An 11,003-nucleotide genomic window follows, 5' to 3' on the forward strand; every position below is an offset into this window, starting at 1 on the left:
AAAAAGTCGCAGCGAAACTTAAAATCCCTTAAGCTAGCTGCCCTTTGTTGTACCTTCCGTAGAAAGACTGATACCGATGACAGAAGCGCTTAAAAAGCTTCCCGAGAATCCAGGCCTGGCCGAACTGAAACCGCAGGTGGGTGAAAAGATCCAGCTGGAGCTGCGTTCGCCCGTAGGTCGTATCAGTTCAAAATTGCTGGGCTACAAGGAAGGTGTCAGTCTGATGGTCAGCGCATCTGCAAGCGGTCGAGTGCCTCTGGTAAAGGAGGGGCAACGCCTGACCGCGCGTATGATCACCGGAAACTATATCGCGGCGTTTAGCTCGCGAATTCTGAAGATACAGAACACCCCTTTTACGTACTGGCATCTGGAGTATCCACAGCAGCTTGAGGTGCGTCGTATCCGCAAACACACGCGGGTGCCGGTGAACCTCAAGGTGTCCCTGGACGAGTACGAAGAAGGTAGCTCCGTTGTTGGCGTCTGGCCGTGCAGCGGGTTCTGTACTGATATCTCACTGGTGGGGGCCTGTGTTGAGGTATCGTCTCCGTTAGGCAATGTCGGAGACCGGATCTTTGTCACCATGCGCGTCAGTGTGGCCGGCATCGATCAGGTCGTACTGGCACCGATCGTGATTCGCAATGTGCATCAGATCGAAAGCGAACCGGTAAACGTATACCGACATGGGGTGGAGTTCCTTGAATTGGATGAGGATACCCGCCTGATACTGGCAAGTTTTGTTTATCAACAGTTCCTGATTGAAACCGGGAGCATTGATGACCTGGGATAGAGGTACGTTAAGTGTTTAGACTGGGCTTAATTGTAAATCCACTGGCAGGGGTGGGTGGCAGCGTTGCGTTAAAAGGCAGTGACGGCGAAGAGACCGCGCGCAAGGCGCTGGAACTGGGGGCAGAACCCAAGGCAAATATGCGCACACTGCAGGCGCTGGAAGTATTAAAAGGCCTGGATCTTAAGCTGGTCACCTATCCGGCAGAGATGGGTGAGCACGCAGCGCGTGAGGCTGGTTTCGAGCCTGAGGTTGTGGGTGAAATTACTTCCGGCCAGACCTCCGCTGACGACACCGAGAAAGCGGCGAAAACGCTGGTAGAGCACGGTGTAGACCTGATTCTGTTTGCCGGTGGTGACGGGACCGCCCGCAACATCTGCAACTCCCTGGATGACAGCTTCCCGGTACTGGGAATCCCGGCGGGTGTGAAGATACACTCGGGGGTTTACGCCGTAACGCCTAAGGCGGCGGGCGAGATCGTTGCCATGCTGGTGAAAGGCGAGCTGGTGACCTTGGGTGACCAGGAAGTCCGCGATATAGACGAAGAAGCGTTCCGTACCGGTGTGGTGCGTGCCAAGTACTACGGCGAGCTGCAGGTGCCACAGGAGCATCGTTACCTGCAAAGCGTAAAGAACGGTGCTAAAGAGAGCGAAGAGCTGGTGCTGGACGACATTGCCGCCGATTTTGTTGAAGGCATGGAAGACGATGTACGTTACATCATGGGCTCCGGTACTACTGTTCAGGCGATCATGGACGAGCTGGGCCTGGGTAATACACTGCTGGGCGTAGATGTGATCGAGAATGGCGAAGTGATTGCTGCAGACTGCACCGCTGAACAACTGCTGGAGCTGACTGACGGTGTGGAAGCCAAACTGGTGATCACCGTGATCGGTGGTCAGGGTCATATCATCGGCCGCGGTAACCAGCAACTGAGCCCCGCGCTGTTAACCCGTTTGGGTAAAGACAATATGATTGTCGTGGCGACTAAAACCAAGCTGCATGAGCTGGAAGGCCGTCCGCTGATCGTTGACAGTGGTGATGCGCAGGTCAATAAAATGTTGGCGGGTGTCATTCCGGTGCGTACCGGTTACCACGATTCCGTCCTCTACCGTGTGGCAGATTTATAATCTGCCCACTAAGCTGACTATTGAGCTATCAAGTGGAGCGGCGATATGTTTTCCCACTGGTTGAAATTCCTGTTGATGCTTCTTGCACCCGGCTGGATGCAGGACCGGACGCCGGATGAAAGCCATTTCTATCGCCGCCAGTTCACCAGCGACCACCGAAAAAAGCGGAAGAAGGTTCGCTACATCTGGTTGTCAGCAGCGTCCGTCTGTCTGCTCCAGCCGTCCCTGCCTATGTTTATCTTTGTTGGCTTACTATCAACCTTTCTTTCGTTCAGTTTACTGGATGAATCTTCCTGAAACCGTTCTGTCATAAACCCCCTGTACAGTCTTGCGCAAAGTTTATCGTACTGACTTCAAGAGGCTTGTGATGAAAAAACTGATTGCTGGTGCTGTTGTTGCTGGCGCCCTGATGAGCGTTGTAGGTTGCCAGTCCACCGCGACTAAGGAAGAAGCTAAACCAGTTGCAGAAGCGCCTAAGCTGAACAACGATGACCTGTACGAAGTGGCACAGGATGGTCGCTACTACGTATTCGACGATTTCAAAACATACCAGTCCTTCCTGGAAGTAGGCGAAACTTCTTACCGTAAAGTATTCATCGGTGGTGGCCCACACGGTGAAACTCTGGTTCACGGCCTGATGGGTAAGGATAAGAAGAAACTGTCCGGCATCGCTGGTGTTGAAATGTTCGCAGGCAAGATGGAAGCTGCTGAAGACTTCTACGGCGAAATGCGTGGTGAAGACGGTCGTCTGTACGTATTCAACAGCCTGGAAGATATGGAAGACCTGCGTGAAGTAGGCGAAGCTCCATACCGCTTCACTCAGATCGGCGCAGGCCCACAGGGTCAGACTGTTGTATTTGTCCTGAACAAGTCCAACAAGAAGAAAGAGCCGGTTGCCCTGGTTAAGCGCTTCAAGGAAATGAACGGCCTGTAAGTCGTCACATCCTCTGATGTTACTAAAAGGGCCTTAGCAGGCCCTTTTTAATGTCTGTGTCCCGTCCTGAATAGTGTTGACACTTTTCGAGCATCAAATCGGAAGGCGATATGAAATCAGGAACTGAGCGCACTCAGCGCGATTATTCCCTCGCTATTAAATTGTCAGTTGTCGATCAGGTCGACGCGGGCGGGCTGGTATCTGAAGCTCCATCTAATGCTCCCTGGACCGGTGGTTTAAGAAAGATCGATACAAGAGACCCTAGGTTACAGGCGAACGCTACTTTTTCAGTGTGCTCAGGGGCTGTTCCCCTCTAGTGGGAAGACCGGTGAAGTAGTCTGCAATCCACTCTATTTGCTCATCGGTCAGTTCCGCAGTGACCGCCGCCATGGTGCTGGTGTAATCCGGCAGCGAACGGTGACCCTTTAATTTCTCGATCAGAACGTCACGCTCCAGTGAGGGCAGGGGAGGCCAGCCGGGAACACCCGGTTCACCTTCAGTGCCGTGACAGTGACTGCAGAGAGAAAGCACAGCCCCAACGTCGCGGCTGTCTTCTTGGGCCAGAGTTGCCTGTGGCAGGCAGCTAAGTGCGATAGCGAGTAGAAGTGTTCGGTAGGTTAGCATCGTGTTCCTCCGTTAGGTGGAGTATAGCTGTCAACGCGCTATTTGCCTGAACCTGAAGCACGGCCCAATAAAAAAGGGCCTGTATTTAAGGCCCTGTTTAGTGAGTTGTTCCACAGCGGTGTTTAGCCGCGTGCCTGCAGTGCTGCGATACGCTGATCTAGCGGTGGGTGGCTTGCCAGCAGGCTCATGAAACCTTGTTTCAGATGGCTGCTGATCCCAAACGCCAGCATCTGATCCGGCATCTGATCCGGCATTTCGTATTCTGCTTTCAGGCGCTGCAGTGCACCGATCATGGCGTGATTGCTGGATAGGTTTGCCCCAGCCTCATCCGCGCGGTATTCACGGTAGCGGGAGAACCAGGACACCACGATGGAGGCCAGGATGCCGAACAACAGCTCAAATACGATGACGGTCACGAAGTAGCCGATACCGCCACCCGAGCTTTCGCCTTCTTCATCGCCACTCAGGAAGTTATCAACAACGGATGCGGCGATTCGGGCAAAGAACATCACAAAGGTGTTCACCACGCCCTGTACGAGGGATAGGGTGACCATGTCGCCGTTCGCTACGTGACCGATCTCATGAGCCAGGACTGCACGTACTTCTTCTGGGCGGAAGCGCTGCAGTAGACCAAGGCTCACAGCAACCAGGGCGTCGTTTTTGTTCCAGCCGGTGGCGAAGGCGTTTGCCTGCTGCGCCGGGAAAATACCCACTTCCGGCATCTTGATGCCCGCTTTCTGGGACAGTTCCGCGACGGTATCCAGCAGCCACTGCTCATCGGCATTGCTTGCTCGCTCGATGATCTGGGTTCCGGTGGATTTCTTCGCCATCCATTTGGAAATGAACAGAGAGACGAAGGATCCGCCAAAGCCAAAAAGGGCACACATAACCAGCAGGCCTGACAGGGTACTGCGGTCTACACCCAGTACACTCATGGTGATACTGGCGACGATCAAAATCGCGATGTTGGTTACGAGGAAAAGCGCTATACGCATCATGGTGTTGGGGCTTCCAGTTGTTGGGTTGCTCACAATGAGATTGTTATCGTCCTGTTAGATATAGGCTCGGTCAACAAGTTTCAAGCATTGTTAATCATCTTTAGACCATCAGACTGGAGGTTGCCTATTTCGCGCACTATAATCGGCGCTTTTTGTGACAGCGATTAGCATGCAGCGCATATTAGACTCCATACACCAGAACCTGGCTAATGCCGGTAACGAAACCCGCAGGCTCTTCCATGGCCGTGGCCACTGCTATGAGGGGTTGGAAGATCTGGTGATCGACTGGTTACCGCCTTATGCCGTGATCCGTTTGTACAAGGCTGTGGAAGCCGACTGGCTGGACCAGCTCTGTGAAGCGATGCGCCAGTTTGAAGTTATTACCGGGCTGGTGGTGCAGCAACGGGCGCGCGGCCAGGATGCGATAAATCATGTTGCATGGGGTGAGGTGCCAGAGCAGTCTGAAGTGACTGAACTGGGTGTGCGTTACCACATCAAGCCTTCTCGCAACCAGAACAGTGGTTTGTTTCTGGATATGCGTGAAGGACGCCGCTGGGTTCAGCAAAACACCGAGGGGCAGCGTATACTTAATTTGTTTGCCTACACCTGTGGTTTCTCGGTAGCAGCACTGTCCGGTGGTGCAGAACATGTTGTCAACGTCGATATGTCGCGCAGTGCTATAGAAACCGGTCGCCAGAATCACCGTCTGAACGGATTTGAAAAAGAGCGCGCGACCTTTTTGGCGTACGACCTGTTTCGCTCCTGGAAGCGTATCCGTCAGCTTGGGCCTTACGACCTGATTGTGATCGATCCACCAAGCTTCCAGAAGGGGAGCTTCATTGCAGAAAAAGACTATCGTAAGGTGATCCGTCGGTTGCCGGAGCTGGTGGCGGAACATGGCCGGGTGATGGCGTGTCATAATGACCCGAAGCTGGGGACAGACTTTCTTAAGAGTCTGATGCTGGAGGAGTGTCCGGATTTCAGTTTTGTTGAGCGGTTGAAAAATCCGGATGATTTCCCGGAAGCGGAGCCTGAAAAGGGATTGAAGGTGCTGTTGTATACGAGGGAAGGTTAAGTGGATGTGATTTTCATGGATCTGGAGGCAAGTGGTCTGAGTGCAGAGTCCTACCCGATTGAGGTGGCGTGGCGATGCCCGGCGACTGGCCGCAGTGACAATTTCTTTATCAACCCGGATAGTGTCTCCCACTGGCGCTACTGGGATGAATTTGCTGAAGAGTTGCATGGCCTTGATCGTGAGCGGTTGGTCGCTGAAGGTATCAGCGCTGAGGAGGCCTGTGACCGCCTTAACGATACGTTGGACGGTGAAACCCTGATCAGTGATGCGCTGGAGTTTGATTCCTTCTGGATTCAGAGGTTGTTTAAAGCGATCGGCAAGCAACCCTCCTTCAGGATTGCGGGTCTGGATGAGTTGTTAACCGCAGAGCAGCTGATTCAATATCGCTTTATTGCCCGTGGTCAGTTCCGCCGTCATCGTGCGATGCAGGATGTGGAAGACCTGATCATCGCGGTTGAGGCTGTGACCTCCGAGCAGGCCGAAAACGATTAAGCATTTGCCAGACACATAAAAGGCGACCATCAGGTCGCCTTTTTGCTATTGGTGCGGTGCGCCTTAGTCGGCCAGGCCTTCGAGACCTGATTCCAGTTCAAGAGCTTCAGCAAGCTCAGCGGTTACGCTGCTGGAGAGGCCCGCAAGCTCCAATACTTCCAGCGGGAAGTTGTCGCGCAGTTCAGAAATATCCGTTTTGTTGCGCTTGGCTGAGTTAATCCTGATTGAGCACCAGGTTTTCGATCTGTTCACGCAGCGCAGAGTACTGACCCAGCTCTTCAGGCATGAAGTACAACTTATAGTAGCAACGTTCGACCAGTCGGCCTTTGGTTTCACGCACGGTTTCTTTGTAAGAGCCGTACAGATAGCTCATCTGCAAGTGAATCACGCGGGTGTTGACCGGTACGGTCAGCTCATGGTGTTCCAGATCGAAACGGGTTTTGCTTTCCTTGATGGTGTAGAAGGAAACTTCCGCTACATGGCTCAGATTGATCAGGAAGTTAGAGGTGACAGGAACCAGGTGGCGCTTTTCCAAGCCGTTGTGTTCCATGTAGATACCGCAGTTTTTTCTGATCTTGATAAACATCGATTATTCCTGAGAGCAAGATGGTGGTTTACGTCTGCACGCATTCTATTGCGGGCATATGACAGTGCTCTTACAGTGTAGAAGGATGTTTGGTCTTAAGTCGCGTGTATTTTGCTATGTGGGAATTAAGAGGCTTACAAGAGAAACGGGCAGTGGATGTGTTTTACTGCCCGTTTGAATTTTTCGAAGATCTGAAGGGGATTACTGCTCGTAGTTGCGCAGGAACGCGCCGATACGGTCTATCGCATCTGTCAGATCATCTTCCCGTGGCAGGAATACCAGACGGAAATGCTGAGTGTCCGGCATGTTAAAGCCGCTGCCCTGTACGATCAGTACCTTCTGTTGCTGCAGCAGGTCCAACGCCATTTTTTCATCGTTCTTGATGTTGTACTTCTTGGCGTCCAGTTTCGGGAACAGGTACAACGCACCTGCCGGTTTCGTGCAGCTCACGCCAGGAATATCGTTCAGCATCTCCCACGCCAGGTTGCGCTGTTCGTACAGACGGCCTCCCGGGCAGGTCAGTTCGTTGATGCTCTGATAGCCGCCCAGAGAAGTTTGGATGGCGTGCTGCGTTGGGACGTTGGAGCACAGGCGCATGCTGGCCAGCATGTCCAGACCTTCGATGTAGTCACGTGCCTGGTGTCTCGGGCCGCTGACAATCATCCAGCCGGAACGGAATCCTGCTGCGCGATAGGTCTTGGACAGACCGTTGAAGGTGATACAAAGTACGTCATCATCGGTTAGTGATGCGATAGACACGTGCTGTGTTTCATCGTACAGAATCTTGTCGTAGATCTCGTCGGCGAAGATGATCAGATTCTTCTCACGTGCCAGTTCGACGATCTGCTTCAGAACCTCTTCCGGATATACAGCGCCGGTAGGGTTGTTCGGGTTGATGATAACAATGCCACGGGTACGATCGGTGATCTTGCTGCGGATATCTTCAATATCCGGAGCCCAGTCAGACTGCTCGTCACAACGGTAGTGGATCGGGTTGCCGCCACTCAAGCTTACGGCCGCAGTCCACAGTGGGTAATCCGGTGCCGGGATCAGCATCTCGTCGGTATCGTTCAGCAGGCCCTGCATCGCCATGACGATCAGCTCGGACACGCCATTGCCGATGTAAATGTCTTCGATACCTACATTACGGATGCCGTTTCGCTGGCACTCCTGCATCACCGCTTTGCGGGCGGAGAACAAACCTTTGGAATCACAGTAACCCTGGGAGGCGGGCAGGTTGTAGATCACATCCTGAATTACCTCTTCTGGTGCATCAAAGCCCCACGGCGCCGGGTTGCCAATGTTGAGTTTCAGGATACGGTGGCCTTCCTCTTCAAGGCGCTTGGCTTCCTGCAACACTGGTCCACGGATATCGTAACAGACGTTGATCAGCTTGTTGGATTTGCGGATTACTGGCATCTTGTTGTCCTGAATAGCGTGCGCAGCGTCAAAAAGTGAACGCAAGCTACTGTTATCGCTCAAATAAAAAGATGCGTAATAATACGCGCTTTAATAGGGTAAAAACAGCCCAAAGAGCGCATGAACCGGCCATTTAGATGCCTCAACCGGAGTGGGATATGAGTGACGATTCTAAAAAAGTAACGAAATCCGAACAGGAGTGGCGTGAACAGCTGTCACCGGAGCAGTACCGTATTTGTCGGGAAAAAGGTACTGAACGGGCGTTTACCGGGAAGTACAACAAGCATTACGAAGCAGGTACCTATACTTGTGCCTGTTGTGGGGCGCCACTGTTTGAGTCCGACAACAAATACGATTCGGGTTGTGGCTGGCCAAGTTTCTGGCAACCGGGTGACCCAGACATGATCGATGAACATCGCGATCTATCGCACGGTATGGTGCGTACCGAGGTGACTTGTTCCCGTTGTGATGCCCACCTGGGGCACGTATTCCCGGATGGCCCTAAACCAACGGGCATTCGTTATTGTATCAACTCCGCTTCGTTGGGTTTCAAACCTGAATCAGACGATACCGAAGAAAACTAAAGGGGAAATTTAGTCTCTATGAAATCGTTCAAATGGATTTACGAGCATGCTCAAAACCATAAAGCGGGTGAGGATATTGAGGCAATGCTGCCGCAACCATTAACGCGCGAGCAGCTGGCAGCGGTGTCGGACGATCGAATTCTCTCGGATATGATGCGGCGGGTTTTTCGGGCAGGTCTGAAGCATACGTTGGTTGATGGCAAATGGCCGGAGTTTGAAAAAGCCTTCTTTGGTTTTGATCCGGAAAAGATCAGCCTGTTGAGCGACGAGCAGCTCGAAAACATGATGCAGAACGATAAGATTATTCGTCACTGGGGTAAGATCAAGGCGGTACGGACTAACGCGTTTATGGTGAGCAGCATTGCCGAGAAGGAGGGCAGCTTTGCCCGTTTCCTGGCACAGTGGCCTGAGGATGATGTGATCTCACTGTGGGCGTTCCTAAAGAAAGAGGGTTCGCAGTTGGGCGGTAACTCCGGTCCGTACTTTCTGCGCATGATCGGAAAGGATACGTTTATTCTGACCGATGATGTTGTTGCGGCTCTTAAGGCGCAGGGTGTAATCGATAAGAAGCCAACGGCAAAGCGTGATCTGCAGAAAGTGCAGGATGCCTTTAATCAGTGGCAGCAGGAATCAGGGCGACCGATGTCGCAAATCAGCCGGTTACTTTCATACACTGTCGGTTGGTAACCTAAAAGGCCGCTCTGAAAGCGGCCTTTTTTGATCGTGGATGCGTTGCTTATTTGAACAACAGGAAATCCATCAGCTTGCGGTCTTTAAAGGCCCGACTCAGTGTCTCGCCAACCAGCTCGTTGAAGAGTTCTTCGTTGTCCTGCGGTGTGGGTGTATTCACAAACGGTTTGGTGGTTTGCGTTTGGTACTTGCCCATATAAAACTCACCACCTTTCTCTATCTTCAGACGTAGCGTTGTGCGGGCCTGAACTTCCTGCAGGAGGTTTTTCATGGTGGCGTCGTAGGACAGCTCGTCCAGATACACCGTCAGCGTGAACTCACCTTGCTGGAACTGAGTCACGCCCATATCTTCCAGAGCGTGTTCAACCGCATGTTCCAATTGTTCCTGAGCGTCAATCAAGGAGAGTGGCGCAGTGTTTTTCAGGCGATCGATACGTTTACCGACCAATGCTGACTTACGGGTATCCACGCCTTTTACAAGCACCACGGTGTCAGCAGGCAATTTTTGCGCCGAGGTGACTTTTGGGTGCAGATCCAGATTCTGGGCGGGAAGGCCAGAGCAGCCGGACAGGATGGCAGCCGCCAGTACAGTTGCAGTAAGCGCTTTGATCATCGTGTTACTCCATGTCGGGAATCTTAAGTGGTTCCAGCGTATCAAGGTAATCTGCCAGCGAGTCGGCCAGTTTACGTAATGGCTTCTTACCCGGCTGTTCCAGTAGTACCACACCGGTCTCATTATCGATACTGAGAAAATAATCGCCATCGGGTTCCGTGCAGGCGAAAAAAAATGTCAGTGGACGTTTCTGTTTGCGAAGCATCAGGGCGTGTCCGATCAGGTTGCTGCGCAAACGTTCCATGTCATCGTCGTTCCAGACCTGGAGTAGGCTAAGTTCACCGTCAGATGAACGGGCGGGCAACGGATCTGACCAGTACCGGCTGTAGAAGGCAATCAGATCCGGGTGCACAGAAACCTCCAGCGCTTCACTAAGACGCTGAAACATGCTGTGGTTTTCTTCTTGTCTGACCGGGCGCCAAGGGACCTGTGCGTTAGGTTGTGGATGTTCTGTTGGTTCTACCTGATAGCAAGCGCTTTGCCACTCGGGATCATAGATAGCTTTTGGTGGTTTGGGCTGACATTGCTGCTGGCGGTTTATAAAACGATCAAGTGCCGCTGAAACTGAATTATCTGACATGTCTGAATCTTATTCGTAGGTATCCTGCTTGTTACTCTATCCGTTCCGGTTTTTGGCGTCCAAGTAACAGTGAAGAGTTCTCAGCGAAAATCTCTCTTCACGGGAACGAAATTTTTCTATTGGGTCTGAGTTGCCTAGTGCTTAAAAATAGCGGTTCGGTTTTCGGGAGTGAATTCTGGAAGCCTGTTTTTCTGGGAGCTGTACAGTAAGCAGGCATTTTTGCGCTGTTTCTGATGAAGGATTGATCAGAATTGAACAGCTTTTAAGCATTTAGAAATAAAAGAAATTTTTTTCAATTAAGTGTTTGACAAGCAAATCAAATTCCGTAAAATTCGCACTCCGTTACAGGGCAGTAGCCCAGTACGGCGCAGGTTGATGCCAGTATGGCAACAATTTGTGAAAAAGGAGCGGTAGTTCAGTTGGTTAGAATACCTGCCTGTCACGCAGGGGGTCGCGGGTTCGAGTCCCGTCCGTTCCGCCACTTACTCACAACGTGC

The 11,003-nt window shown here is 52.2% G+C and carries 15 protein-coding genes and 1 tRNA gene; 9 read left to right on the forward strand and 7 right to left on the reverse strand.

Translation table 11 applies throughout. The features are described from left to right. Positions 1-76: 76 nt before the first annotated feature. The 4 genes from QKW35_RS14000 (at position 77) to QKW35_RS14015 (ending at position 2,845) form a co-directional block, all read left to right on the forward strand. Positions 77-787: a flagellar brake protein gene (locus QKW35_RS14000; RefSeq protein WP_282354020.1), complete on the forward strand. Its 711-nt coding sequence runs from the start codon at positions 77-79 to the stop codon at positions 785-787. 11 nt (positions 788-798) lie between these two features. Further along, positions 799-1,911: an ATP-NAD kinase family protein gene (locus QKW35_RS14005; protein ID WP_282354021.1), complete on the forward strand. Its 1,113-nt coding sequence runs from the start codon at positions 799-801 to the stop codon at positions 1,909-1,911. A gap of 45 nt (positions 1,912-1,956) precedes the next feature. Then, positions 1,957-2,208 carry a hypothetical protein gene (locus QKW35_RS14010; RefSeq protein WP_282354022.1) on the forward strand — a complete coding sequence of 84 codons (252 nt, stop codon included), beginning with the start codon at positions 1,957-1,959 and terminating at the stop codon, positions 2,206-2,208. A gap of 70 nt (positions 2,209-2,278) precedes the next feature. After that, positions 2,279-2,845, forward strand: a complete 567-nt coding sequence (locus tag QKW35_RS14015) for a hypothetical protein (protein ID WP_282354023.1) — start codon at positions 2,279-2,281, stop codon at positions 2,843-2,845. Between the two features lie 279 nt (positions 2,846-3,124). Here QKW35_RS14015 and QKW35_RS14020 read toward each other — a convergent pair whose 3' ends face one another. After that, a complete protein-coding gene (locus QKW35_RS14020; RefSeq protein WP_282354024.1) occupies positions 3,125-3,469 on the reverse strand; it encodes a c-type cytochrome in 345 nt (114 codons plus the stop codon). Positions 3,470-3,591: 122 nt separating this feature from the next. Next, complete coding sequence (gene htpX, locus QKW35_RS14025) at positions 3,592-4,467, reverse strand: protease HtpX (RefSeq protein WP_282354025.1); 876 nt, start codon at positions 4,465-4,467, stop codon at positions 3,592-3,594. 169 nt (positions 4,468-4,636) lie between these two features. Here htpX and QKW35_RS14030 point away from each other — a divergent pair, with 169 nt between their 5' ends. Next, complete coding sequence (locus QKW35_RS14030) at positions 4,637-5,542, forward strand: class I SAM-dependent methyltransferase (RefSeq protein WP_282354026.1); 906 nt, start codon at positions 4,637-4,639, stop codon at positions 5,540-5,542. A gap of 15 nt (positions 5,543-5,557) precedes the next feature. After that, complete coding sequence (locus tag QKW35_RS14035) at positions 5,558-6,034, forward strand: 3'-5' exonuclease family protein (RefSeq protein WP_282354027.1); 477 nt, start codon at positions 5,558-5,560, stop codon at positions 6,032-6,034. Positions 6,035-6,097: 63 nt separating this feature from the next. Here QKW35_RS14035 and QKW35_RS14040 read toward each other — a convergent pair whose 3' ends face one another. The 3 genes from QKW35_RS14040 to QKW35_RS14050 all read right to left on the reverse strand — a co-directional run bounded on the left by QKW35_RS14040 (position 6,098) and on the right by QKW35_RS14050 (position 8,039). After that, entirely contained in the window at positions 6,098-6,286 is a 189-nt protein-coding gene (locus QKW35_RS14040; RefSeq protein ID WP_282354039.1) for a hypothetical protein, read from the reverse strand. Further along, entirely contained in the window at positions 6,249-6,620 is a 372-nt protein-coding gene (locus QKW35_RS14045; protein WP_282354028.1) for a hypothetical protein, read from the reverse strand. Before QKW35_RS14045 ends, QKW35_RS14040 begins: the two co-directional genes overlap by 38 nt. Positions 6,621-6,821: 201 nt before the next feature. After that, positions 6,822-8,039: a pyridoxal phosphate-dependent aminotransferase gene (locus QKW35_RS14050; RefSeq protein WP_282354029.1), complete on the reverse strand. Its 1,218-nt coding sequence runs from the start codon at positions 8,037-8,039 to the stop codon at positions 6,822-6,824. A 158-nt stretch (positions 8,040-8,197) separates the two neighbouring features. Here QKW35_RS14050 and msrB point away from each other — a divergent pair, with 158 nt between their 5' ends. Both msrB and QKW35_RS14060 read left to right on the forward strand, forming a co-directional pair. Further along, a complete protein-coding gene (msrB, locus tag QKW35_RS14055) occupies positions 8,198-8,623 on the forward strand; it encodes a peptide-methionine (R)-S-oxide reductase MsrB (RefSeq protein ID WP_282354030.1) in 426 nt (141 codons plus the stop codon). Between the two features lie 18 nt (positions 8,624-8,641). Then, complete coding sequence (locus QKW35_RS14060; protein WP_282354031.1) at positions 8,642-9,310, forward strand: DNA-3-methyladenine glycosylase I; 669 nt, start codon at positions 8,642-8,644, stop codon at positions 9,308-9,310. 49 nt (positions 9,311-9,359) lie between these two features. Here QKW35_RS14060 and QKW35_RS14065 read toward each other — a convergent pair whose 3' ends face one another. Both QKW35_RS14065 and syd read right to left on the reverse strand, forming a co-directional pair. Next, positions 9,360-9,926: a YajG family lipoprotein gene (locus QKW35_RS14065; protein WP_282354032.1), complete on the reverse strand. Its 567-nt coding sequence runs from the start codon at positions 9,924-9,926 to the stop codon at positions 9,360-9,362. Positions 9,927-9,930: 4 nt separating this feature from the next. Then, positions 9,931-10,506 carry a SecY-interacting protein gene (gene syd / locus QKW35_RS14070; protein WP_282354034.1) on the reverse strand — a complete coding sequence of 192 codons (576 nt, stop codon included), beginning with the start codon at positions 10,504-10,506 and terminating at the stop codon, positions 9,931-9,933. A 404-nt stretch (positions 10,507-10,910) separates the two neighbouring features. Here syd and QKW35_RS14075 point away from each other — a divergent pair. Beyond that, a tRNA-Asp gene (locus QKW35_RS14075) sits at positions 10,911-10,987 on the forward strand. Positions 10,988-11,003 lie beyond the last annotated feature (16 nt).

It is taken from the genome of Pontibacterium granulatum (assembly GCF_029961155.1).
GTDB classification, from domain to species: domain Bacteria; phylum Pseudomonadota; class Gammaproteobacteria; order Pseudomonadales; family Balneatricaceae; genus Pontibacterium; species Pontibacterium granulatum.